At 70.9% G+C, this 24455-nt stretch carries 18 protein-coding genes; 13 read left to right on the top strand and 5 right to left on the bottom strand.

What is annotated here, in order from left to right:
* Positions 1–127: 127 nt before the first annotated feature.
* From OM076_RS13815 to OM076_RS13785, 7 genes are all read left to right on the top strand, one after another.
* Positions 128–2809, top strand: a complete 2682-nt coding sequence (locus tag OM076_RS13815; protein WP_270040565.1) for a helix-turn-helix transcriptional regulator — start codon at positions 128–130, stop codon at positions 2807–2809.
* Positions 2810–5578, top strand: coding sequence for an AAA family ATPase (locus tag OM076_RS13810; protein WP_270040564.1), 2769 nt, complete (start codon positions 2810–2812; stop codon positions 5576–5578).
* Between the two features lie 90 nt (positions 5579–5668).
* Positions 5669–6517 carry an enoyl-CoA hydratase/isomerase family protein gene (locus tag OM076_RS13805; protein WP_270040563.1) on the top strand — a complete coding sequence of 283 codons (849 nt, stop codon included), beginning with the start codon at positions 5669–5671 and terminating at the stop codon, positions 6515–6517.
* A 14-nt stretch (positions 6518–6531) separates the two neighbouring features.
* Positions 6532–7071 carry a hypothetical protein gene (locus OM076_RS13800; RefSeq protein ID WP_270040562.1) on the top strand — a complete coding sequence of 180 codons (540 nt, stop codon included), beginning with the start codon at positions 6532–6534 and terminating at the stop codon, positions 7069–7071.
* Between the two features lie 3 nt (positions 7072–7074).
* Positions 7075–7734: a cysteine hydrolase family protein gene (locus OM076_RS13795; protein WP_270040561.1), complete on the top strand. Its 660-nt coding sequence runs from the start codon at positions 7075–7077 to the stop codon at positions 7732–7734.
* Between the two features lie 384 nt (positions 7735–8118).
* On the top strand, positions 8119–8508 hold the full coding sequence (locus OM076_RS13790; protein WP_270040560.1) for a class II glutamine amidotransferase: 390 nt from the start codon (positions 8119–8121) through the stop codon (positions 8506–8508).
* A 125-nt stretch (positions 8509–8633) separates the two neighbouring features.
* Positions 8634–9827 (top strand): hypothetical protein, encoded by a 1194-nt coding sequence (locus OM076_RS13785; protein ID WP_270040559.1) that lies wholly within the window; start codon positions 8634–8636, stop codon positions 9825–9827.
* 55 nt (positions 9828–9882) lie between these two features.
* Here the strand turns inward: OM076_RS13785 and OM076_RS13780 are convergent, their stop codons facing one another.
* The gene (locus OM076_RS13780; protein ID WP_270040558.1) at positions 9883–10077 is read right to left on the bottom strand and encodes a bile acid:sodium symporter family protein; all 195 of its coding nucleotides are present in this window, start codon (positions 10075–10077) and stop codon (positions 9883–9885) included.
* A 250-nt stretch (positions 10078–10327) separates the two neighbouring features.
* On the opposite strand from OM076_RS13780, the gene OM076_RS13775 reads away from it, so the two are divergent.
* The 4 genes from OM076_RS13775 to OM076_RS13760 all read left to right on the top strand — a co-directional run bounded on the left by OM076_RS13775 (position 10328) and on the right by OM076_RS13760 (position 14095).
* Entirely contained in the window at positions 10328–13000 is a 2673-nt protein-coding gene (locus OM076_RS13775; protein ID WP_270040557.1) for a winged helix-turn-helix domain-containing protein, read from the top strand.
* On the top strand, positions 13000–13434 hold the full coding sequence (locus tag OM076_RS13770) for a response regulator (RefSeq protein WP_270040595.1): 435 nt from the start codon (positions 13000–13002) through the stop codon (positions 13432–13434). The genes OM076_RS13775 and OM076_RS13770 overlap by 1 nt, the downstream gene beginning before the upstream one ends.
* Before the next feature lie 232 nt (positions 13435–13666).
* A complete protein-coding gene (locus OM076_RS13765; protein ID WP_270040594.1) occupies positions 13667–13912 on the top strand; it encodes a Rid family hydrolase in 246 nt (81 codons plus the stop codon).
* A gap of 27 nt (positions 13913–13939) precedes the next feature.
* Positions 13940–14095: a hypothetical protein gene (locus tag OM076_RS13760; RefSeq protein ID WP_270040556.1), complete on the top strand. Its 156-nt coding sequence runs from the start codon at positions 13940–13942 to the stop codon at positions 14093–14095.
* Between the two features lie 322 nt (positions 14096–14417).
* On the opposite strand, the gene OM076_RS46060 is transcribed toward OM076_RS13760, so the two are convergent.
* Positions 14418–15854, bottom strand: coding sequence for a LuxR C-terminal-related transcriptional regulator (locus OM076_RS46060; protein ID WP_270040554.1), 1437 nt, complete (start codon positions 15852–15854; stop codon positions 14418–14420).
* Positions 15855–16022: 168 nt separating this feature from the next.
* On the opposite strand from OM076_RS46060, the gene OM076_RS13750 reads away from it, so the two are divergent.
* Together OM076_RS13750 and OM076_RS46850 are read left to right on the top strand one after the other, a co-directional pair.
* Positions 16023–18998: a PAS domain S-box protein gene (locus OM076_RS13750; protein WP_270040552.1), complete on the top strand. Its 2976-nt coding sequence runs from the start codon at positions 16023–16025 to the stop codon at positions 18996–18998.
* Positions 18999–19583: 585 nt separating this feature from the next.
* Positions 19584–19883, top strand: a complete 300-nt coding sequence (locus OM076_RS46850) for a response regulator transcription factor (protein WP_372518036.1) — start codon at positions 19584–19586, stop codon at positions 19881–19883.
* A 76-nt stretch (positions 19884–19959) separates the two neighbouring features.
* Here OM076_RS46850 and OM076_RS13745 read toward each other — a convergent pair whose 3' ends face one another.
* From OM076_RS13745 to OM076_RS46055, 3 genes are read right to left on the bottom strand one after another with little or no spacing between them, the layout of a single operon-like run.
* Positions 19960–20901, bottom strand: coding sequence for a response regulator (locus OM076_RS13745; RefSeq protein WP_270040551.1), 942 nt, complete (start codon positions 20899–20901; stop codon positions 19960–19962).
* Positions 20898–21359 (bottom strand): sensor histidine kinase, encoded by a 462-nt coding sequence (locus tag OM076_RS13740; protein ID WP_270040550.1) that lies wholly within the window; start codon positions 21357–21359, stop codon positions 20898–20900. The genes OM076_RS13745 and OM076_RS13740 overlap by 4 nt, the downstream gene beginning before the upstream one ends.
* Complete coding sequence (locus OM076_RS46055; protein ID WP_270040549.1) at positions 21356–23359, bottom strand: PAS domain-containing sensor histidine kinase; 2004 nt, start codon at positions 23357–23359, stop codon at positions 21356–21358. The genes OM076_RS13740 and OM076_RS46055 overlap by 4 nt, the downstream gene beginning before the upstream one ends.
* Positions 23360–24455 lie beyond the last annotated feature (1096 nt).

The following is a 24455-nucleotide window of genomic DNA, read 5'->3' as shown; positions in this document are numbered from 1 at the left end:
CAGTCGCCCCCCGGATCCCACCGGGCGGCACCCTGGTCAAGACCAGATGGGCAGCCCATGTCAAACGTGCGAGAATCGCGGCGGTGAGCGGCCAGCGGCTCACGGTGGCGCAGGAATGCGGACAGTGATGTCCACGGGCCTGGATCCCGTGCTGCTGGGTCGCGCGAGCGAGCGCCAATCGCTCGATCGGGTACTCGACGACGCGCGCGACGGGCGCAGCGCGGTGCTGGTCATCCGCGGCGAGGCGGGCGTCGGCAAGACGACGCTGCTGCGTCATTGCGCCCGCCAGGCCTCTGGGTTCCGGGTCGCGCACGTTGCCGGGGTCCAGTCAGAGATGGAGCTGCCGTTCGCCGGTCTGCACCAGTTGTGCGCGCGCATGCTCGGCGAGGTCGAAGCGCTCCCCGAGCCGCAGCGGGACGCGCTCGGTGTCGCGCTCGGGGTGACGTCGGGGGCGGCGCCGGACCGCTACCTGGTCGGCTTGGCCACGCTCAGCCTGCTGTCCGAAATCGCGGCGCGACGGCCGCTGGCGTGCCTGATCGACGACGCGCAATGGCTCGATGCCGCATCCGGCCAGGTGCTGGGGTTCGTCGCTCGCCGGTTGCACGCCGAGTCGGTCGCGATGATCTTCGCGGTGCGCGAGCCGCTCGAGGTGCGCGAGTTGGCGCGCTTGCCCGAATTGACGCTCGACGGGCTGGCGGACGAGGACGCGCGCGCATTGCTGTCCACCGTGATGCCCGGCCGGTTGGATGCGGCGGTGCGCGACCGGCTCGTCGCCGAGACGCGCGGCAATCCGTTGGCCATCCTCGAGTTGCCGAGCGCGTTGGACACGCCTTCGACGTTCGAAGCCCCTCCGGCGAGGCGGATCGAGGAGCGCTTCGTGCGCCAGCTTGAGCTGCTCGACGATCACGCGCGGTTGCTCTTGCTGGTCGCGGCGGCGGAGCCGGCCGACGACGCGCGGCCGGTCTGGCGCGCCGCCGAACGCCTCGGCGTCGACCCGTCCGCGACAACGGACACCAGGGGCCTGCTGACCATCGGCGAACGCGTGACGTTCCGGCATCCCCTGGTGCGCTCGGCGGTGTACGGAGCCGCGCCCCTGGAGCGCCGCCGGGCCGTGCACGCGGCGCTGGCGGACGCAGTGGAGGAAACGGACCGTCGCGCGTGGCATCGGGCCGCGGCCGCGCCGGGCCCCGACGAAGCGGTGGCCGCGGCGCTGGAGGCATGCGCGGTGCGCGCCGAGGCGCGAGGCGGGCCGGGGGCGGCCGCGGCCTTCCTGGAGCGAGCGGGCACGCTCTCGACCGTCCCGGCCAGACGCGCCGAACGGCTGCTGGCGGCGGCCGGGGCCAAACACGACGCGGGGGCACTCGACCCGGCGCTGGCCCTCCTCGACGCGCTCAACGCGGACGCTCTCGACGCGCGCGGCCGCGCCCAGGTGGCGATCCTCCGCGGGCAGATCGCGTTCGACCAGCTTCGGCCTGGCGATGCCGCACGCCACCTCGCCGGCGCCGCCCGGCGCCTTGAACCCGTCGACGGCGGCCTCGCGCGCGAGACGTACCTGCAGGCACTCGGCGCCGCGATGTGGGATGGAGGGGGGATGGGGGAGATCGCCGCCGCCGCGCGAGCCGCGCCGCCCGCTCCCGCGCCACCGGCGGCCGGCGACGCGCTGCTGGACGCGGTGGCCCGCCTCGTGACCGACGGGCACGTGGCCGCGGCGCCCGCACTGCGGCTTGCGCTCGAGCTGGTGCTCGACGCGCCGGACGACTGGGTGTGGTTCGCGGTGGCGGGGAACGCGATCACGATCGCCCAGGAACTGTGGGAGCCCGACGCCTGGCGGGCGTTGTCGGCGCGACACGAGGACTTCGCGCGCGAGGCGGGTGCGCTCGTCCAGCTCCAGTACGCGCTGGGGATGCAGCCGTGGGTCTATGTGCTTGCTGGCGACATGTCGCGAGCCAGGGCCGCGATCGCCGAGGAGCGAGCGATCGCCCACGCCACGGGCAACCCGTCGATGGCGTTCGTCGAGATGGTCCGCGCGGCGTGGTGTGGCGAGGAGAGCGAGCTGATCGCGGCGACGCGAGCGAACACGCCGGTGCGCGGGCGGATCGGCTGCTTCGCCGCGTACGCGGGCGCGATCCTTCACAACGGCCTCGGCCGCCACGCGGAGGCGCTCGAGGCCGCGTCGCGCGCGTTCGCGCCCGATCACCTCGGGTATGGGCCGTTCGTCGTGCCGGAGCTGGCCGAGGCCGCGGCGCGAACGGGCGACTCGCAGCGACTCGGGTCGGTGATCGACTGGATGGCCGAGCGTACCCGCGTGACCCGGACCGATTGGTCGCTGGGTACCGAGGCGCTCGTGCGTGCGCTGGCAGGCGACGGAGAGGTCGCTTACCGCGAGGCGATCATGCGTTTCGGCCGCACGTGGCTGCGTCCGCAATGCGCTCGCACGCAGCTGCTCTACGGCGAATGGCTGCGCCGCGAAGGCCGTCGCATGGCAGCTCGCGAACAGCTGCGTGCCGCATACGAGACCTTCGCCGCGATGGGCATGGAAGGGTTCGCCGAGCGCGCCCGGCGCGAACTGGCGGTCACCGGAGAAACCGCCCGCCGGCGCACCGTGGAGACGCGTGACGATCTCACACCGCAGGAGCGCCAGATCGCCACCCTCGCCCGCGACGGCCTGACGAATCCGGAGATCGGTGCGCGGCTGTTCCTGAGCCCGCGAACCGTCGAGTGGCATATGAAGAACGTGTTCAAGAAGCTGGGGATCGGCTCGCGCACCGTTCTCCGTGACGTCCTCGAGGGCGAATCGAGGGGGGTCTAGATGGCCGCCAACTCGGCGCTCGGTTTCTTGGGCCGGACCGCCGAGCGCGAGCTGCTCGAGCGGTTGCTGTCCGACGTCCGCGAGGGCCAGAGCGCGGTCCTGGTGCTCCGCGGCGAGGCGGGCATCGGGAAGACCGCGCTGCTGCGCCATATGGCGCGGCAGGCGTCGGGCTTTCGCGTCGCACGGGTCACGGGCATGCAGGCGGAGATGGAACTGCCGTTCGCCGGGCTGCATCAGCTCTGCTTGCCGCTTCTGGCTCGCCTCGACACGCTCCCGCAGCCCCAGGGCGAAGCGTTGCGCGTCGCCTTCGGCCTCGCGCCGGGTGATCCCCCCGACCGATTCCTGGTCGCGCTGGCGACCTTGACGCTGCTCTCGGCCGCCGCCGAGGAGCGGCCGCTGCTGTGCCTGATCGACGATGCGCTCTGGTTGGACGGTGCCACGGCCCAGGCACTCGCGTTCGTCGCACGACGGGTGCTGGCCGAGCGGATCGCGCTCGTCTTCGCGGTGCGCGAGCCGGCGAACCGGCCCGAGTTCGACGGGCTTGGAGAGCTGTCGCTCGCCGGTCTGGACGAGCACTCCGCGCGCGAGCTGCTGGCGAAGGTCATCCCGGGCCGGCTCGACGAACGCGTCGAGCGCCGCATCCTCGACGAGACGCGCGGCAACCCGCTCGCGCTGCTCGAGCTCCCGCGGGTGATGACGCCGGTGCAGCTGGCGGGCGGGTTCGCCCTTCCTGCCGTGGGAGACGTATCCGGCGAGCTCGAGGACCACTACCTCAGGCGCACCGACGCGCTGCCCGAGCCGACGCAGCTGCTCCTGCTGCTCGCGGCGGCGGACCCCTCTGGCGACCCGGCGCTGTTCTGGGCCGCCGCCCGAACGCTCGGCGTCGACGCAACCGCGCTCGAACCCGCGCTCCAAGCGCAGCTCATCGCCGTCGACACGCGGGTCCGGTTCCGCCATCCACTCGTCCGTTCGAGCGTCTACGGCGCGGCGACGGAGAAGAACCGGCGCCGTGTGCACGCCGCGTTGGCCGAGGCGAGCGATGCGGAGCTGGACGCCGATCGCCGGGCCTGGCACCGGGCGCTGTCAGCGGCCGGCTACGACGAGGACGTAGCGGTGGAGCTCGAGCGCTCCGCCGGACGGGCCCAGATGCGCGGAGGCGTGGCCGCCGCCGCGGCGTTCCTCGAACGCGCCGCGCGCTTGACCGCCGACCCCGCGCCGCGTGCGCGCCGTGCGCTGGCCGCCGCGCAGGCCAAGCACCAGGCGGGCGCACCCGAGGCGGCACTCGCGATCCTGGCAGGCGCTGAAGCGATGGCGCTGGACCCGCTCCAGCGCGCACAGGTGGAGATGCTGCGCGCCGGAATTGCCTTCACGACCGATCGCGGCCGGGACGCTCCCGCGCTGCTGCTCCGTGCCGCGCGCCGGCTCGAGCCGCTCGACGCGACGCTGGCGCGCGAGACCTACCTCCAGGCACTGGTGGCCGCCCAGCTGGCGGGCCGCTTCGCCCCTGGCGCGGTCCTCGAGGTGGCGCGGGCAGCGCGAGGCGCGCCGCCTTCGCCCTCGCCGCGCCCACCCGACCTGTTGCTGGACGGCTTTTCCTTGCTGATCACCGACGGGCACGCTGCCGCGGCGCCGATCCTCAAGCAGGCCGTGCACGCGTTCCGGACCGGGGATGCCGTCGCCGTCGGCGGGTTCCGCTGGCTCTACCTCGCCGAGATGGCGGCGATCGAGCTGTGGGACTACGACAGCTGGCACCACTTCACCACCCGCGAGGTCCAGTTGGTCCGCGACGCGGGCGCGCTGACGGTGCTGGCGCCCGCGCTGAGCGTCTACATCTTTGTCCGGATCTTCGGCGGGCAGCTCGACGCCGCCGCGTCGCTGATCGACGAGCAGCGGATCGTCACCGAAGCGAGCGGCAGCCGGCTCGGGCCGCATGCCGCGCTGATCCTGACCGCCTGGCAAGGCCGTGAGCCTGAGCTGTCGGCATTGATCGATGCCACGATGAAGGACGTGGTGCCGCGCGGAGAAGGCATCGGGCTAAGCGCCGCCCAGTGGGTCAACGCGCTGCTCCACAACGGTCTCGGCCACTACGAGGTCGCCTTGGCATCGGCGCAGGAGCTGATGGAACCGCCGCGGAGATTCGACCAGGCGATCGGCTGGGCGCTCCCCGAGCTCATCGAGGCGGCGGTCCACTGCGATCAGCTCGACGTCGCGCGAGCCGGGCTCGCGCAGCTCGCGGAGATGACGCGCGCCGCGGGTTCTGATTGGGGCCTCGGGCTCGAGTCTCGCTGCCGGGCGCTGTTGAGCGACGATGCGGCGGCCGAGTCGCACTACCTCGACGCGATCGAGCGGCTCAGTCGCACGCGGGTCCGCGGGGAGCACGCCCGTGCCTGCCTGCTCTACGGCGAGTGGCTGCGTCGCCAGGGCCGCCGCACGGCCGCCCGGGAGCAGCTGCGCCAGGCACATGCGTGGTTCACCGACATGGGGACGGCGGCGTTCGCGGAGCGCGCGGGGCGCGAGCTGGTGGCGGCGGGCGAGCGGACCGTGGCGCGCCAGGCGCCGGCCGGCGTCGAGCTGACCGCGCAGGAGCGTCAGATCGCCCAACTGGCGCGTGCCGGACTGTCGAACCTCGACATCGGCACGCGGCTGTTCTTGAGTCCGCGCACTGTCGAGTGGCATCTGCGCAAGGTGTTCAACAAACTGGACATCAACTCTCGGCGGGAGCTCGCGGATGCGCTCCCGGCGGCGGAGGGCGAGCTCGCCCCCGCCTGACCTAGGAGCGATACCCGGTCGTCAGGTCACGCGTCGTGACACGCGCATCCCGGGGGGCGAGCACGCGCGCCGCCCGGGACGCTTGGGTGCATGGACAGCACGATCAACCAGGTCTCCACGTGGACCCATCTGAAGCTCGAGCGCCGGAGCCCCGCCTATTGGCGCGTGACGTTCGACCATCCGCCGATCAACACGATCACCGCAACGACGGTGATCGAGCTCGTCGAACTCGTCGAGCTGATCGAGGCCGACAGCGAGCTCAACGTCGTCGTCTTCGACAGCGCCAACCCCGACTTCTTCCTCGCCCACTACGACACCGAGGGCGACCCGGGGCGGACCGCGTCCATGCCGGCCGGGCCGACCGGGATGCACCCGTGGCTGGACCTCATGGCGCGCCTGGCTCGCGCACCGGTGGTCAGCATCGCCGCGATCCGCGGACGCGCCCGCGGCGCCGGCAGCGAGCTCGTCCTCGCCTGCGATCTGCGGTTTGCCTCGCGTGAGAACACGCTGATCGGACAGTTCGAAGTCGCGTCCGGGTTCGTGCCGGGCGGCGGGCCGACCGCGCGCCTGCCCCGTCTCGTCGGGCGCGGCCGAGCGCTGGAGATCCTGCTGGTTGCCGACGACCACGACGGACCCCGCGCCGAGCTCTACGGCTACGTCAATCGCGCCATCGCCGACGACAATCTCGACGACGAGGTCGACGCGATCGCGTCGCGACTCGCCCGCTTCGACCATGAGGCGATCGCCCGGACCAAGGCGCACGTCGACACGGCGACGCTGCCGTCCGACGCGGAGCTCGGGGCCGCGCTGCCGGACTTCTTCGCCGCGTTCGGACGTCCCGGCCCGCAGGCCCGGTCAGCGCGGCTCGCCGCGCTCGGGCTCAACCGCGACGGCGATCTCGAGCGCGACCTCGGCCGGCGCGTGCTCGATGTCAATTGATCAAAGGAGAACCCATGGCTGTCATCACCCACCAGGAGAACCCGACGCTGGTCGAGTCCAGTGTCTCGGCGACGATCCACGCACCGTTCGAGAAGATCGACCTCCCCGCCTGGTGCTACGCGCTCCCTGAGGCGGAGTACCAGGCGTGCTCGCCGGCGCACGTCGCGGCCGGGGCGACCACGAGCCCGGACGGCCGAGCGATGTCGATCAACGTCGAGGTCATCGGCGGGAGCCTGATCGTGCAGCACTACGTCGAGGAGATCGGCGAGCCAGACCACCTCAGGCTCGTGTCGCGTTCGGACCTCTTCACCCCCGCCGGCCGCACCAAGATCGACGTCGTCTGGGACCTGCAGGTCCGCCGCGTCGACGACGAGACGTGCGAGTTCACCAACACCGTGCGCAGCTCTGCACCACCGGAGATGCAGGAGTTCCTCGCCCGTCAGGGTCTCGCGTTCGACGCCTTCGCCGCCGCCCGCCGTCCGAACTCCGTGGCGCACAACCAGCAGGAGACGCCGGAGTTCGCCAAGAGCATCGAGCGCCACGCGCTGGGGTGAGCCGTGACCTACGACCCCGACAACACGGCGCTGCTGGTGATCGATCCCTACAACGACTTCCTGTCCGAGGGCGGGAAGATCTGGGATCGGCTGAAGGCGGTCGCGGAAGCCAACCGGTGCATCACCAACATGCTCGCCGTCCTCGAGGCCTCGCGGGGCGCCGGGCTGCGCGTCTTCTACGCGCTGCACCATCGTTACCGGCCCGGTGACTTCGAGGCGTGGAAACACATGGCGCCGATCCAGGGCGCGGCGTGGCGGGCCAAGACCTTCGAGGAGGGCAGCTGGGGCGGTGCGATTCGCGAGGGCTTCGAGCCGGGTCCCGGCGACGTGGTGGCGCACGAGCACTGGTGCTCGAGCGGCTTCGCGAACACCGATCTGGATCAGCAGCTGAAGGTGCACGGAATCCAGCGCGTGATCGTGATCGGCGTGCGCGCGAACACGTGCGTCGAGGCCACCGTGCGCTTCGCCGCCGAGCTGGGTTACGACGTCACGGTCGTCAGGGACGCCACAGCGAGCCTCTCCGAAGAGGAGATGCACGCGACGCTCGAGGTGAACCTGCCGAACTACGCCGCCATCGTGACCACTTCGGAGATCGTCGAGTCGCTCGCCGGCTCACTCAGGCGGCCGAACCCAGCGCGGCCTCGAGCTCTCTCCGGGAGCTGATCCCGAGTTTGGCGAACACCTTGCGCAGGTGCCACTCGACGGTGCGCGGTCTCAGGAAAGAGCTGGCCGGCGAGCTCCGGATTCGAGACGCCGTCCCGCCCCAGCTGCGCGACCTGGGCCTCTTGGGCGGTGAGTTCGTCCCGGGTCGCCGACTTGCGGTTTGCGCACGGTCGGACCGTGCTTCCAGCTCTCGGCGCACACGCTCGGCGAAGACATCCATGCCGATCGTGGTGAACATGCCGTGCGCGGCGCGGAGCTGCTCACGCGCGTCGGCTCGCCGGCTTGTCCGCCGAAGCCATTCGCCGTAGAGCAGGTGGGCGCGGGCCACGTCCGGAGTTGCGAGAGCGCCGCCTCGTCGCCGCGGAAGCCGCGAGGGTCAGCCGGGTGGCGCCGATCCCTGCGCTCGAGCGCACGGTCGGGTTGATCGAGGCGACCGCCAGCGACCTCGGTGTCGCGCCGATGGTGCAAGGGACCTTCGGTGTCTCGGACGGCAGCAGCCTGTGGGCGGTGCGGTACGCGACCGAGGGCCGGGCGCGGTCCCTCTTCGCGTCGGCCGACGTCGACTCGCCGCACCATCTCTATCCCGATAAGAAGATGTGGTTCGCGACGGCGGGGTCGGGCGACCGGCTGATCGCGTCCGAACCGTTCTCGGATCTGCCGGGCGTGTGGCACGAGATCGACGAGTCCTCCGCCGTGATCGTCCGCAGCGGCGGCGTGCTCGAACACGTGCCGTTCCGCCCTCAGGTTCCGCGGGCCACCGTCTCGTCGCCATAGACCACGACGCCGTCGATCACGGAGACGCACAGAAGAAGCTCGCGAGCTGCGCGGACCGGGTCGTCGGGCACCCTCATCCGTTTGAGGTGATGTGTGCTGGTGCGTCAGGGAGGACGCTGCATGCCGTGGCCGCGACACTCCCCTCACCCGCTGCTGAAGTCGGCGCCGCTCCGATGCGCGGGCGACGCCGCGCGCTTGTCTGGACCTTGATCGTCCTCGCCTCGCTGATCGGGCTGGGATCGATCCTCACGACGTGGGTCCACAGGCAGATGCTCGACAACCAGTCCTGGAAGAACGCGAGCGCCCGGCTGATCGAGAACCCGCAGGTCCAGGACTCGCTCTCTGTCTTCCTGGTCAACGAGCTCTACGACAACGTGGATGTCGCTTCAGGGCTCGAGCAGAGACTGCCCGACAACCTCAAGCCATTGGCCCCGTCCGTCGCCGCCGCGCTGCGCCAGCCCGCCACGGACGGTGTCAAGCGGCTGCTCGAGGCGCCTCGCATACAGCAGCTCTGGATCAATGCCAACGCGGTGGCGCAAGAGAAGCTCGTCAACGTACTCGAGGACAAGACCGGCCACGGGATCTCGACCGGCAACGGGGACGTCACGCTGGACCTGAGCGCGCTGGTGACGGAGATCGGGACCGAGCTCGGCGTCCCGGCCTCGGCGCTGGCCAAGATCCCGCCGGACACCGGGGTGATCACGGTCATGCGCTCGGACCAGCTGTCCGCGGCCCAGACCGCCGTCAAGGGCGTGCGTGTGCTCAGTACGGGCCTCCTGGTCCTCGTGCTCGCGCTTCTCGCGCTTGCGGTCTATCTGGCGCGCGGCGAACGCCGGCAGACGCTCCGGGACATCGGATTCGCGCTCGTCCTCGTCGGTCTGACGGTCCTCGTCGTGCGCCGAGTGGCCGGCAACGTCGCGGTCGACGCGCTCACGTCCCCGCAAGGGGAACCTGCGGGGCACGAGGCGTGGCTCATCGGCAGCGAGATCCTCAGCCAGATCGGCTGGGCGACCATCCTCTACGGCGCCATCCTTCTCGCGGGCTCGATCTTCGCCGGTCCAACCGCAGCCGCGACCAGCGTTCGCCGGCGGGTCGCGCCGCTGCTCAACGAGCGCCCGGGCATCGCCTGGGCCGCCGTCGGCACCGTGTTTCTCTTGCTCGTCCTGTGGGGCGGCACACACGCGCTTCGCACGTGGTGGGGCATCCTGCTGCTCGGCGCACTGATCGTCATCGGCGTCGTGGCGCTGCGTCGCGAGACGTTGAGAGAGTTCCCCCGCGGAGGGTCCGATTCCGCCACCGCTACGGTCGCGTCCGCGTGAGCCGCGCCGCTCATTAGGCCGCGATGCGGCGCGTGCGGCGAGGCACGGGACTCCGTCACCGAGAACCGCCCTTGTCCAGCGATCCGCGGCGATCTGCCAGAAACGGCGCTCCGGCTGCGCAACCGACGAGGATCAGCCCCGTTCGCAGCCCTGGATGGCTGTCTGAGATCAGGAGTTCCGAGGCGCCGTAGGCAATCGCCGGAACGACGACGAAGTTCGCGACCAGGGCGAAAGTGCCGGTCGTCCACATCACCGGCCCTTCCGTCTCCGCTCCTGCGCCGAGAGGAACGAGACGGCCCTCGCCGCTGGGGACCAGAGACGCGCCACGAGCGCGAGACCGCCTGGAGGTTGCCGGCGGCACCTGTGGCCGAGTTCGAGCCGTTTATGGCCGCTTGCTCCACCGGCGACCGCTGCGCGACTGACCGATAGGTGCGTGCACCCCCGGGGTGACGTGTGCGCATCCTTGCTCGCACGGGCGCCGCCCCGCAGGCTGCGTCCCCATGAGCGCCCGCCGCCTCCGGACCCCGAAGGAGTCGCCCCCTCCGCTGGTCACCAAGCTGCTGCCGCCGCGCCTCCCGTCGGCGCATATCCGGCGTCCGCGGCTGATCGAGCGGCTCGAGCGTGGCGCCGCCGGACCGTTGACGCTGGTCTGCGGTCCGCCCGGCAGCGGCAAGACCTCGCTGCTGTGCTCGTGGATGCAGGAGCGCTCCGGGACCGAGCGCGTCGCCTGGGTCTCGCTCGATCAGAGCAGCGACGCTCCCGCCGTGCTGTGGAGCGCCGTGCTGACGGCCCTGCGCGGCGACTCCGCGGAGCCCTCGATCGCCCCGCCGGTGCGCGGATCGCACCTGACGTTCATGCCGCGGTTGGTCAACGCGCTGGCCGAGCTGCCCGAGACCGCGATCCTGGTGCTCGACGACGTCCACGTCCTGCGCTCGCGCGAGTGCATCGCCCAGCTCTCGTTCCTGACGCTGCACCTGCCGCCGACGGTGCGGATCGTGCTAAGCGGACGCGCCGAACCGCCGCTGCCGCTGCACGTGTCGCGCGTGCTCGGCACGCTCACCGAGATCCGCGCGAGCGACCTCGCCTTCAGCGGGAGCGAGGCCGCGGAGCTGCTCGCCGCGCACGAGCTCCCGCTGGGTGACGCGGCCCTGGCCACGCTGTGTGCGCGGACCGAGGGCTGGGCTGCGGGCCTGCGGCTCGCCGCGCTCGGCCTGAAGGGCTGCGACGATCGCGACCGCTTCGTCGTCGAGTTCGGCGGCGACGATCGGGTCGTCGCCGACTATCTGCTGGCCGAGGTCCTCGACCACCAGTCGCCGTGCCGACGGGCGTTCCTGCTGCGCACGTCGATCGCCGACCGCGTCACGGGAGCGCTAGCCGACGCGATCACCGGCGAGAGCACCGGCGCCGAGACGCTCGCCGACTTGCAGCGGACCAACGGCTTCGTGGTCGGTCTCGACCAGCGCGACGAGTGGTACCGCTACCACGCGCTGTTCGCCCGCCTGCTCGAGGTCCGCGCGCGCTGGGAGCTCGGCGACGAGATGCGCACGCTGCACGCGCGGGCCGCTCGCTGGCACGCGAGCGAGGGTGAGATCTGGCCGGCGCTGCGCCACAGCGTCGCGGGCGAGGACTGGGAGCTGGCCGCACGGCTGATCGTCGCGCACGGCGTGGAGCTGCTCGTCGGCGGCCAGGGCGGATCGCTGGGCGCACTGGTCGCGCAGCTCCCGCCCGAGAGGGTGGAGTCTGATCCGGAGCTGTCGGCGATCGTGGCGTGCAGCCTGCTCGACGCCGGTGACGCTCAGGCCGCGGCGCCGCACCTCGAGGCCGCCGAGCGCAACGCCGCGCTGGTCGCGCCCGACCGGCGGAAGGATCTCGCCCAGACGCGCGCGGTCGCGCGGCTCTATCTCGCGCGGTTGCGCGGCGACGTGAGCGACGCGCTGGTGGCGGCCGACGAGCTGCTGGCCGGCGCCGCTGATGCGCGCGGGTTCTCGGGCATGTCGCGACAGGCGCTGGTGAGCTCCAATCTCGGCCGGGCGGCGCTGTGGGCCGGCGACGTCGCGCGCGCCGCGTCGCTCCTCAAGGACACGGTGGCGATCGGGCGTTCCGGCGGGCTGGACTACCTGCTCGTCGGCACGCTCGGCCAGCTCGCCCTGTTGCAAGTCGCGCGGCGCGGGCCTGACGCCGCGATCCCGCTGGCCGAGGAGGCGCTCGAGCTCGCGTGCCGCCGCGGCTGGGAGGGAATCCCGGAGACCGCGCCCGCACAGCTGGCCGCCGCGGCGGCGGCGCTCGACGCCCACCGTCTTGACGCGGCCGCCGCGCACCTCGACGCCGCGCGCACGGCCCTCGGAGGCGCGGGCTCGGACGTCCATCTCCGCGCGGTGGCGCGGCACCTCGACGCACTGCTGGCCGCCGCGGACGGCGACGTCGAGCGCGGTCTCGCCGAGCTCGAGGCCGGCGGGATGCCCGGCTGGGGGCTCGCCGACCCGGGGCTGGCTGACGTCACGCGCGCACGGCTGCTGATCGCCGTCGGCGACCTCGCCGGCGCGGAGGACGTCTTGCGTCGTGTGGCGTCCGCACCCGCGGGGGCGCTCGAGTGCGGCTTCGCGCGGCTGCACCTCGCCGCCAGCGATCCGTACGCCGCGCTCGCTTCGATGGAAGACGTGCGCGCGGAGCTCGCGTCCACCCGAGTTGAGCTGCTGCTGATCAGGACGCTCGCGCTCGAAGCGCTCGACCGGTCCGACGTCCGCCTGGCGCTGGAGGCCACGCTCGCCGCCGCCGAAGCGACCGGCAACCGCTCGGCACTACTCGAGCCCGGCACGTGCCCGCGCTCGCTCCTGCGTGACGCGATCCGCCACGGCACCCAGCATCGGGCGCTGGTCGGCGAGCTGCTCGACGTGCTCGACGACCGCCAGCCGGTGATCGAAACGCCGGGCCTGACGCTCGATCCGCTGACCGAGCGCGAGCAGGGCGTCCTGCGCTACCTGACCACGTCGCTCTCCAATCGCGAGATCGCCGGCGAGCTGCTGGTGACCACGAACACGGTGAAGACGCACGTGCGCGCGATCTACCGCAAACTCGACGTGCCTGACCGCCGTGCCGCGGTCGAGCGGGCCAAGGCCCTGGGCCTACTCCGCGGCCAGCTCGCACACGATGGGCAAGTCATCCGCTCGGGGTGATGCTCGGCGTGAGGATCGCCCCGCGCCCGCACCTCCAGAGGCAGCCGTGGTCTGACGGGTTCACCGTCCGGGTCCTGATCGTCGACGATGTCGCGCTGTTCCGAGACGTGGCGAGCGAACTGGTGCAACACCGCGGGTACACGGTGGCCGGCGAGGCTGCCAGCGCCGCGGCCGCCGTGGAGACGGCCGCCCGGGTCATGCCCGACGCCGCCCTGCTCGACCTAGGACTGCCCGACGGGAACGGCATCGAAGTCTCAGCAGCCTTGACACGCGCCCACCCGGGCCTGGCGGTGCTGCTGACGTCCGCGGATCGCGACGCGCCATCCGACGAGCAGATCCACGCGTGCGGCGCGCAGGGCTTCGTCTGCAAATCGCGCCTCGCGGCCACTGATCTCAGTCAGTACTGGCCTTCACCAGCTCGCGCACACGAGTAGTCCCGTCGCAACCGCCGGCTCAGACGTCCGGTTCGCGACGATGATCGCCAGTACGAAGCCGATCAACCCGGCGATCATGAAGATCAGACCGACGGTTTAATCGCGATTCCCTCGAGCTCGGCCGTCACGATGAAGCGCTCGGCGGAGTCAAGCCCGGGTGAGCGGGCTCGCAAACCGATCGGTGTCGCGCGCGTTCGTCAGCCGGTGCGAGACGCGGAACGGCTAGGAAGGGATCGAGGCCCAGACCGAGCAAGCCCTGACCAATCTGGCGGCCGTGCTCGAGGCTGCGGGTGCGTCGATGGATGACGTGGTCAAGACGACGATCTTCTACGCGGATGTCGAGGACTTCGGCCGCCTCAACGAGGTGTACGCGCGGCACATGCCCGACCTTCCCCCGGCGCGCTCGGCCCCCGCTCACGTGCGGCTTCCGCGCGGCCTGCTCGTCTCGATCGAGGCGATCGCGGTCCTCCCGACCTAGATCCATCCGCGGCGCTGACGGGAGCGTGTGACACTTCGCACCTCGGCGATCTTCGTGCTGAGCACTCGGTCATCGGCAGACCGGGTGGCCGAAGGGTTCGGCGGCAACGAATACGACGTCCTGCGCTCCGAGCTCTTCGCCGCGCAGGAGCAGCATCTCCGCTACGCGCTCAGCGACCGCTGAGGCCTGGCGGGATCACCGGGCCCGGTGAGATTCCCTGGCTGCGTGCGCCGTCGAGCTCGAGACCCGCGGTGACGCTTGTTCAGTCGAGGTCGCGGTAGGGATCGTCGGCACGCGCTGCTGACCCCCCCTCGCGGCTGAGGGACCAGTGCGTCCGCGCCTGCCTCGCGAGTCCGCTTTGCTCCAACGCGACGAGTGCGACTTCGACGTATTCGAATTCGACATGCGGTGGTTCCGCCCGCCGGGATCTGTGCGGGGCCGCCGGCAGGGCTGTCCCCACCCGATTGACGGGCTGTCGGACTCGCCGCGATTCGGTGAACGCGGGTCAGGCCACTAGACCGGTGCGCAAGGCGGTGGCGACAGCGGCTGCACGGTCGCCGACGCCGAGCTTGTCGTAGATGTGCTCGAGGTGGGTCTTCACCGTCGAGGGGCTCACGAAGAGCTCCTCGGCGATCTGCGGGCCGCTGTACCCCTCCGCGGCCAAGGTGAGCACCTCCAACTCGCGATTGGAGAGAGGTCGCGGGCCCAGTTGCGCGCGCCGGCGCGAGAGGAAGCGCCCGAGTTCGCTGCCGATGCCGGTCAGCGTGCGGATCAGACTCGGGCTCGGCACCCGCTTCTCAAGCGAGTAGAGCGACAGCACCGCGAGCGGGCCGTCGGGCCCGACCGCGGGGAACGCGATCGCGGACTGGACGCCGAGCGCGAGCGCTGCGTCACGCGGCCGGAACGCGGGATCGGTCGCGACGTCGATCGTGATCACCGGCTCCTGGCGCCGCCAGGCGAGTCCCGGCTTGCCCTCGCCCGGCGAGAACACTGCTGAGCGCATCACGGGCTCGAACTCGCCCGGGTCGAGGTCCGGAACGTGCCAGAGCGCGCGGCAGCGCAGACCTTCGATCGACTTGTCCCACAGCCACAGCGACGCCATCGGGTACTCGAGCGCGGTCGCCATCCGGCGCAGGAGGTCGACGACGCCTTCGTCGAAGGACTCCCACTCGCGCAGCGCCTGGCTGACGGCGTAGTGCGCTCGCAACTCGCGTTCGGTGAGCAGCTCGGCGGTCACATCCTGGCCGCTGCCGATCCAGCGCCGGCGGCCGGTCCGATCGTCGCACTCGATCCGGCCGAGGAAACGTACGTGGCGCACCGAGCCGTCCGCCAGGCAAGCGCGGTACTCGTCGACGATGCCCTCCGGCCCGGCGAGGTCGGGGCGCTCGCCGACGTTCTCGAGCAACGCCTGGATGCGGTCGCGATCGTCGGGGTGGACGAGCTTCAGCAACATCTCGACCCCCGGCTCGACCGACTGCGGCGGCAGGCCGTGGATGCGGTACATCCCGTCCGTCCAGCGCGCGTGCTGCGTGTCGAGGTCCATCTCCCAACCGCCCATCAGAGCCAGCTCCTCAGCCGACGCGAGCAGCGCCGACATCTGGGTCGCCGCGACCGGCTCGCGCAAAAACAGCGACCACAGAGCGGGGTTCCTCCGAGTCTGCGCCACGGTGACCTCGGCGGCGAGCTCCTGACCGGCGCGCCGCACGCGTGCCTCATGCGGACCGCCGGACTCCGGCTCGGCCCTAGGCCGCAGCGCGGGCGCCGCGATCCACTCGCCCACCGCCCGGCCGACGACCGCCTCGCGCGCCTGCCCCAGCAGCGTCTCCGCCGCCCGGTTGACGTGGACGATCGTCCCAGCGATGTCGATCGTGACGATCGCGTCGAGCGCGGCCTCGACCGCCGCGCCGGTCCAATCCTCGCCAGGGTTGACGCTGCTCGCCACCTCTCACACCTTGCCAGGCCGGCCGAGCGAATGCGTGGCAACGCGCCACTTACGAAGCGTCGGAGAGCGCTCGGCATCCGCCGATTGAAGGATCTCCGGGTACTGTCACGGCGAGATCCGCCGAACGGCGGATGGGCCGGCGGCGCGTTCGTTCCGATCTTCATTCACATGACCATTTTGGCCGCTGACGCCCAGCCGCACCGGAGCGCCGACGCGAGCTGGTGGGAACGCTCCGAGGACTTGCTGTGCGTGCTCGGGGACGACCTCGTGCTGCGCGCCGCGAACCCGGCATGGGGCCGCGTGCTCGGCCGCCCGCCGCACGCGTTCGTGGGGGCCCACGTGTTCGAGTGCGTACACCCCGACGACGCTCGCGCCATCCTCGATTGCCTGCCCGTGGCGGCAGACCGCTTCACCGACCTGCAATGCCGCCTCCGCGACGCGCGCGGCCGCTGGCGCTGGGTGCTCTGGTCCGGCGTTCGCCGGGGAGCGGCGTGGGACTGCAGCGGCAAGGACGTGACCGCGCTCCGCGCGCGCACCGGCCGCGGCCGCAACGGCGACGCCTTGGCGCGTGTGCTGCGCGATGGGCTGTGCGAGGTCGACCCGTACGGCCGCATCGTCGAGGTCAACGAGCGGTTCTGTGAGATGGTGGGCTTCTCCGCGGCGGAGCTGGAGGGCGCACGGGCCCCGTTTGCGTTCTGGCCGGAGGAGGATCACGCCACGCTGGCCGCCCACTTCGCGCTCGCGCTCACGGGCGACGAGCGGCGACTGGAGCTCGTCTTCTGCCGCAAGGACGGCGAGCGCTTCCCGGTGACCCTCGACGCGTCGCACATCGAGGTCGGTGCGGACATAGGCGCCTTCATCTGCGTCGTTCGCGACATGTCGCGCGAAGTGGCCGAGCGCGAGCGGCTGCGGGAAGCGCATCGGGTCGCCCGGCTCGCGAGCTGGGAGCTGGACCCGAGGACGATGTCGCTGGAGCTCTCGAGCGATCTCCGCCACATCGGCGGTCTGCGGCTCCCCAGTGATCCGCGCGTCGAGCACGTACTCCCCCTCATCGCCGACGCGGATCGCGATCGGGCTGTGGACGCGCTCTCGGAGGTGACGTCCGGCGTCGTCGACGAGATCGTGGTCGAGACCGCCGTCGCGTTCGCGCCGGATGACACGCGCTATCTCGAGACGCGGATGCAGGGCGTCCGGGGCGCCGCCGGCGCGGTGCGCAGCGTGCGCGGGACGACACAGGACGTGACCGCCCGCCGGCGCGCCGAGCTCGCCCGCGAGGAGTCCGAGGAACGCCTGCGCCAGGCGCAGCGCATGAGCGGCATGGGGAGCTTCGAGGTCGACTACTCGACGGCGACGATCAACTGGTCCCCGGAGCTCTACCGGCTCTTCGGCGTCGAGGGCGAGCACTTCGAGCTCGGGCTGTCCGGGGTTCGGGCGATGCTGCCGGCGCCGGACCGCGAGCACGTCGTCGAACTGGCGTCTGAGACCGCCGCCGACGGCCGGCCGAGAGGGTTGGAGCACCGCTATCTGCGCGCCGGTGAGCCGCGCTGGGCGGAAATGCGGCTCGAGCGCCTGCGCGAAGGGGCGGTGCGCGGCACGATGCAGGACATCACCGCGCGCAAGGAGGCCCAGCGCGAGATCGACCTGCAGGCGCAGCTGCTCGACGCCGTCGAGGTGGCGCTGATCGCGAGCGACCTCCAGGGCTGCGTCACGCATTGGAACCGCGGTGCGGAGCGGCTCTACGGCTGGTCGGGCGCCGAAGTCCTCGGGCGCTCGATCACCGAGTTCACGGTTGTACCCGAGGACGATGGAGTCGCCGACGAGATCATGGCCACGGTGCTCGCCGAACAGACTTGGGAGGGCGAGTTCGAAGTGGGGCGCAAGGACGGCTCGCGCTTCCCGGTCTACATGCGAGCGGCCCTCTTCGTCGACGCCGATGGGCACCCCGCGGGCATCGTCGGCGTCTCCGTCGACCTCAGCGAACGCAACGAGACCGCGCGCCGGTTGCGGGTCGCGCTCGACTACTCGCGGGCGATCACCGACAGCATGGGGGAGGGGCTGTTCACCGTCGACGGAGACGGCCGCCTGACCTACATCAACTCGGCCGCCGAGGCACTGCTCGGATGGTGCGGGGAGGAGCTCGTCGGCCGCGACATGCACGACACCATCCACCACCGCCGGCCCGACGGCACGCCGTTCGATTCGGCCGACTGCCCGCTGTACACCGCGCGACGCGAGGGCCGGCTGGTCCGAATCGAGGACGACGTCTTCATCCGCCGCGACGGGGCACCGCTGCCGGTCGCGTACACGGCGACGCCGTTGGACGTTGGCGACGGCGTCGCGGGCTCGGTGGTCGTCTTCAGCGACATCAGCCACCGCAAGGCCGAGGAGCGGCGCCTGCGCGAGCAGGTGGACCGCGTCACCTGGGCCGGACGCGTCCACGAGGCGCTCAACGACGAGCGCATGGAGCTGCACGCCCAGCCCATCATCGAGCTGGCGACGGGCCGCACCGTGCAACACGAGCTGCTGATCCGCATGCGCGATCGCGACGGCGCACTGGTCATGCCGGACCGCTTCCTCCCGGCGGCCGAGGCGTACGGCGTCATCGTCGACGTCGACCGGTGGGTCGTCTCGCGCGCCACCGAGCTGGCGGGCCAGGGTCACGCGGTCGAGCTCAACCTGTCCGCGCGCTCGCTCGGTGCGCCCGGGCTGGTCGAGCACTTCCAGGCCGAGCTCGCCCGCACCGGCGCGGACGCCGGCCTGCTCGTCGTCGAGCTGACGGAGACGGCGCTGCTCGAGGACGAGCAGGCCGCCGAGGCCTTCATCGAGCGCGTCAAGTCGTTCGGCTGCAAGCTGGCCCTCGACGACTTCGGAACGGGCTACGGCGGCTTCGTGTACGTCAAGCGCCTGCCCGTCGACTACCTCAAGATCGACATCGAGTTCGTGCGCGACCTCGTTGTCAACCAGGCCAGCCAGGAAGTCGTCCGTGCGATCGTGGGCCTGGCCCGCGGCTTCGGTCAGCGGACCGTGGCCGAGGGCGCGGAGGACCAGCGTACGCTCGAGCTCCTGCGCGAGCTCGGCGTCGACTACGCCCAGGGCTACGGGATCGCCCGCCCGGCGCCGGTCGCCGAGGTTTTCGGCGGATAAATCCGCCGAACGGGGGATGGTCCGGCGGGCCGGCGTCACCCATCCTGAGTCAAGCGGGTACACCACCCGAGCGAGACCCCGGCGACCGATCCAGCGGTCTCCGGCAGATCGATCGGCACCCGTGCGGCAAGCCCTCGGCCCGCCGTTCATCCGCTCCGGATGGCGCCCCGCGACTGGTCATCGCGCGGCCCACGCCCTCCGAACCCGGTGCGGTCGGACGGCGGGCGCGCCGCCCACGTCAACGCGCAGTGGGGGCTGACCCTCCTTGAACGCGCCCTCCGCGCCCTAGAGCGAGGACGTGTTTGTCCCCGGCAGAGTGGGAGACCTCGGAACGCTCTTCGCGCATCTCACAGGCCTGGAGGCGCTCGATGAGGCGGTCGCGCTGGGGTTTCTCGCAGGCCGCGCCGCTGACCGTCCACGCCACCCGAGGTCGCTCGACGTGTCCTCGTTCTTGATGGACCACGATCTGCTGGTCCGCGGCGCCGGGGGCCGAAGCATCCTCGAGCTGCCCTGGTTCGACGACGATCTATTCGTCGCCCGCCAACTGCCCGACATCAGGGAGATGCCATCGGCTGTGCGAAAGCTGTGCGTCCAGCATTACCGGACCGCGTTGGGCGGGCAGCGTGGACGCATCGAGTTCAGCAGCTACAGGCTCTCCTACGCGGTAGACGCCGGAGCCAGTCAGAGTCGGGCCGCCTCACCGCCCGTGAGCTCGAGATCCTCCAACTCGCTGCCGACGGGATGTCGGGACCGCAGATCGCTGAGCATCTGGTACTCAGTCCCGGGACCATCAAGACACACTTCCAGCACATCTACGCAAAATGCGGCGTATCCGACCGTGCCGGCGCTGTCGCCGCGGCGCTGTGTCGGGGCTTGATCGATTGACACAGATCTGCTCGTGGCCACGCTCGGCCGGCGGGACGAAGGCGGCCAAACGAGGTCCGGCGACCGCCTCGTCGAACTACGTGAACTGCATGAGCTGGCCGAATGTGGCGAGCAGCGCGGGGTCGTAGCGGCCCGTGCGACCGTTGAGCGCGCGCATGGCCGTTTCGCCCGGGGCGCCTTGGCGGAGCTGTAGCTCGAAGTCGAGCGCGATCCGGAGGACCTGGGCGCCGCCGGGGACATCGGGCGTACGTGGGCGTGACGTGGCGAACGGCGGCGCCGTGGCCGCGAGCAGCGCCGCCACCGGCTCCAGCGCCACGAATCCCGGCACCAGCGGCGCAGCGAGTTCGGGCAGCCGCTCGAGCTCGGTGGCGTGCTCGGGGCCGAGCCGGCTGTTGGCTGCGGCCCGGGCGCGCGTCTCGGCGGAGACTCCGACCGCGCCGAGCTGCATGAGCAAACATGCGGTAGCGAGCTCGGACGTGGAGGTGATCGCCTTGACCCGCCCCGCGAGCTCGAGCGCGTGGCGCTTGACCCGGTCGCCGCGAGCGCGGCCATCGGGGTCGACCTGGGCGGAAAGCTTCATCATCGCCTGCACGGTCGTGTCGACCAGCCCGTCGCGCTCCGCGCGTTGGTTGATCCGGGCCCCGTGTTCGACGACGGCGGCTTCGAGTGCTTTGACGAGGTCGTCGGTCTTGCACGGCTTGAGCAGGAGCCGGAAGATCTGGCCATCGTTGATCGCGGCGGCGGCATCCGGCAGCGCGGACTGGCCGGTCAGCATCACGCGGACGGTGTCGGGTGCATGCTCCTGAGCGAGGGTGAGAAAGCGGGCACCGTTGAGCATCGGCATGCGCATGTCGGTGAGGACCACGGCGAACGGGTCGGACGCCAGCAGCCGCAGCGCCTCGAAGCCGTTGGTGCTGACGACGACCTCGAACTGACGGCGCAGGGCGTCACGTAGCGACTCGAGCACTTCGGGCTCGTCATCGAGGCACAGTACCCGGGGCTTCGTCGTGCGGTTCATGGGAACACCGCGGGGTTGGAGGCGTTCGTCAGCGGGAGGCGGATCGTGAACGTCGTGCCTCCGCCGGGCCGGGGGGCGAAGCTCAGGACTCCGGCGTGACGGCCGACGACGATCGCCCGCGCGATGGCGAGCCCCTGGCCCGTTCCACGCCCGACGTCCTTCGTGGTGAAGAACGGGTCGAACACCCAACCTGCCAGCTCGGGCGGGATGCCGCAGCCGCTGTCGCCGACACTGCACACGATCGCGGGAACCGGCCCGAGTTCGGTCTTGATGTCCGCCACGTACTTGTACTGGTTGGCCGCGACGATGAGCGTGGTCCGAATGGACTCGTTGATGTCCACGGCCGTGTCCCCGCCGCACGCGAAGGTGGCTCGCCACCCGCGGCGCCACGGACGCAGTGCGTCACGGAGACTCTCGAGCACGCTCGGGTCGTCGTCGACGAAGAGGGCCTGTTTCATGCCGCCTCCAGTACTGTCCGCGCGGCGCTGATCGGCAGCCGGACGTGAAACGTCGTGCCGGTGCCTGGCACGGTGTCGAAGGTCAAAGTGCCGCCGTGCCGCTCGACGATCATGGTGCGCGCGAGCGCGAGCCCCTGGCCCGTTCCGCGCCCTACCTCCTTGGTGGTGAAGAAGGGGTCGAAAACGCGCGCCGCGACCTCGGCTGGGATGCCACCGCCGGTGTCAGCAATTGAGACGAGCACGTCGTCGCCGTCTTGCTCGGCGCGCACGGTGATCTTTCCGCGCCGGCCGGAGTCGCCGACGACGCTCTCGATGGCGTGCGCCGCGTTGACGATCAGATTGAGGAACACCTGGCCGATCTCGCCGCCGTTGCACGTGACGTCGGGCAGCACGTCGATGTCGGTCTCGACCTCCGCGATGTACTTGTATGCGTTCATTGCCACGGCTAGCGCGTCGTGCACCGTCGCCGCGACGTCCACGGGGGACTTCTCGCTTGTCGGCGGGTACGCGAAGACGCGCATCGCGCGCACGATCGCGCCCACGCGCGCGACGCCGTCGACGCCGCGCGCGACGGCCGCCGGTACACGATCGCTGAGGTATGTGAGATCGGCAAAGTCCTCGGCCTCACGCGCCCGTGCCAGCAGCTCTGGCGAGACCGTGTGCGCCTCCGCGGCCCGTCGCAGCTCCGACTGAACCTCGGTGAGCGCGAGCAGGTCCGAGAAAGCGTTCTGCAGGAAATTGAACGTGTCGCCGACGAACTGGATCGGGGTGTTGATCTCGTGCGCGATGCCGGCGGCCAACTGGCCGACGGCCTCGAGCTTCTGAGAGAGCCTCAGCTCGTGCTCCATCTGCTGCCGTTCGCACTCCGCTCGCTTGTACTCGGTGATGTCGACGAGCATCGCCTGCAGGTAGCGACCTCCCGGCTCCTCCATGATGAGGCCGCTGACGTCGCGGACCCAGACCTCCTCGCCGTCGGGACGCGTGAAGCGGAACTCCGGGTGGTTCGTGCTCCTGCCATCCTCGCGTCGAGCGAGCTCGGAGTCGAGCTGTGCCAGGTCCTCGGGATGGATGCGGGCACCAATCGCGCTCGGATCGGCGAGCCACTGCTCCGGACTCACACCGAACATGCGCTCCGACTGCGGGCTTACGTAGACCGGGATCGGCTGGTGCTGCCCGAGCCGGAACACGACCACGACCGCAGGGACCTTCTCGATGAGCTGCCGATAACGGCTCTCGCATTCCTCGAGCATGCGACTCCGCTCGTCCAACGCAGCCGTCGCCGCGTCCGCTTGTGATCGCGCTCGTCCGAGAAGCTGCATGACGCACGCGATGACGAGCGTCGTCAGGACTGCCCCGCACGCCATCACGGCAACGCTGAGATGGCTGGTGTCATCGATGCCGGAAAACGCCGCGGTGAATCTGTGCATGGTCAGCACGAGCGATGCGATCAACGAGGTGAGGCCTAAGACGACTGCGCTGGTCGTCCGCAGGCCGTGGCTTGACGGCTTTGAATCACCGATACGACACACAGACGGATGCAAGGCGGCCCACCCGAGCAGAAGGGCAGCCGCCGCCGAACCGACCTCGGTCGCAAGTTGTTCGCCACCCGTGCCACCACGGACCAGGAGCGAGCCGATGACCAGGCCGGCGCCTACCGCAATCGTGACGAGCTCGACTAGCACCGTCGATGGGCGCTGGCGCCGGCTCAGCGCAACGATCAACGTGGCGGCCAGCATCAGGGCCGCGAAGACGAGTCCTGGGTCGGCGTGCGATGGCTCGGCCAGCGAGCCGCTGGGGTCGAGAATCACCGGGGTCACCGACCCCAGTACAAACACGAGATTCGTGACCATGGTGACGGCGAGCAGTCGGAACAACCCGCGAGGAAGACGGTGACGTCGAAGCCCGGCGCCCACCCACACCGACCCGAGAACGGTGGCGCCCACGATGGCGAGACCGTGCAGCCGCGGGTCGAGCGCGAACGCGACCGCCGCTGCGGCCACGACGGCAAGGAGCACCGCTCTCGGGGGCAAGAAGAACATGTCCGTTGCATCGGCTTCTGCGGTCGGTCGCCGAGATCCGCCAAACGGCGGATTTTGGCTGGTTCCGGCCGGCCGATCACTCAGAAGGTGAACGCCACGACGACTCCAGCTGTCAACGTTGCTCCCGCGGTGCCGGCCGGCGATCCTTGAGGCGCGATCGAAGCGGTGGCCGCGGCCTATCGATCGTCTGCCAGCCGATCGTGGAGCTCGGCTCACGCGCCGTCGTCGGGTTCGCGAGGTAGCGCGAGAGACAGAGCTCGCCGAGCACACGAGCCCTATGCGCCGAGCCGGCGCTAGGAGCTCTCGGGCGTGCAGCGACGCCCCGGCGCTGGTGGCATGCACGCGCTCGGCCAGCGCATCCACATGACGCCGCACGCGTACGACGCCGTCGTTCAAATGCACGTGGCCGTTTCTGCATCGAAGGACTGCGTCGACGAGCAACTTTATGATCCGGGCACGCAGTTGCACTCGCTAAGTGCCTGCGCATCACCATCGGTTACGAACGTCCGCGATCGCTGCCGTCCCTTTTCGCCGTTGTCACGGAATGTCGGCCCCTGCGGACCGGATCGGCCGAGAACGACGAAAGCCACGCCGGAGCGGGGCTTTCTGCGATGCGCCGAAGAGGACTCGAACCTCCACCCGGTTATCCCGGACCAGCCCTCGACACGGTTCGCACCTGCCCGATCCGTGCCGTTTGCTCTATGCGGTCGATTCTGTACACGCTGGGGAACTCATTGGACGCCCTGGACGATCTGGATGTTGTCACGGGTGTTGTCACGATCAGAGGCAGGGTTGCGCGAGACCCCGAGTTTGGTCGTCCCGTTCGACGGCGCCACTGGCGCCGTGCGCGCACATCCGCATTCGGGCGTACGTCGCGGCGTAGTTGTCCGCAAGCTCCGTCGCCCGCAGTGATGAACCTCGACGGGAGCGCAGCGAGCGGAAGCGGCGATGAGCGAGACCTCGTGACCAGCCCTCGCCACGGTGGCCGACACACCATCCGCCGTTTAGTACTACGCGGCGTGGACGTGGTCGGCCGCAGCGGTCGCGTGCGGACTAC

This window comes from Solirubrobacter ginsenosidimutans, assembly GCF_027587205.1.
The sequence above is the reverse complement of the archived record's forward strand: the minus strand, read 5'-3'. Positions and strand labels throughout refer to the sequence as shown.

What these genes read in the sequence shown, in the direction of transcription:
- OM076_RS13740 (WP_270040550.1), bottom strand. Translation starts at nt 21,359, where the DNA reads ATGAAACAGGCCCTCTTCGTCGACGACGACCCGAGCGTGCTCGAGAGT.
- OM076_RS13815 (WP_270040565.1), top strand. Translation starts at nt 128, where the DNA reads ATGTCCACGGGCCTGGATCCCGTGCTGCTGGGTCGCGCGAGCGAGCGC.
- OM076_RS13745 (WP_270040551.1), bottom strand. Translation starts at nt 20,901, where the DNA reads ATGAACCGCACGACGAAGCCCCGGGTACTGTGCCTCGATGACGAGCCC.
- OM076_RS13805 (WP_270040563.1), top strand. Translation starts at nt 5,669, where the DNA reads ATGGACAGCACGATCAACCAGGTCTCCACGTGGACCCATCTGAAGCTC.
- OM076_RS13810 (WP_270040564.1), top strand. Translation starts at nt 2,810, where the DNA reads ATGGCCGCCAACTCGGCGCTCGGTTTCTTGGGCCGGACCGCCGAGCGC.
- OM076_RS13770 (WP_270040595.1), top strand. Translation starts at nt 13,000, where the DNA reads ATGCTCGGCGTGAGGATCGCCCCGCGCCCGCACCTCCAGAGGCAGCCG.
- OM076_RS13780 (WP_270040558.1), bottom strand. Translation starts at nt 10,077, where the DNA reads ATGTGGACGACCGGCACTTTCGCCCTGGTCGCGAACTTCGTCGTCGTT.
- OM076_RS13800 (WP_270040562.1), top strand. Translation starts at nt 6,532, where the DNA reads ATGGCTGTCATCACCCACCAGGAGAACCCGACGCTGGTCGAGTCCAGT.
- OM076_RS13775 (WP_270040557.1), top strand. Translation starts at nt 10,328, where the DNA reads ATGAGCGCCCGCCGCCTCCGGACCCCGAAGGAGTCGCCCCCTCCGCTG.
- OM076_RS13750 (WP_270040552.1), top strand. Translation starts at nt 16,023, where the DNA reads ATGACCATTTTGGCCGCTGACGCCCAGCCGCACCGGAGCGCCGACGCG.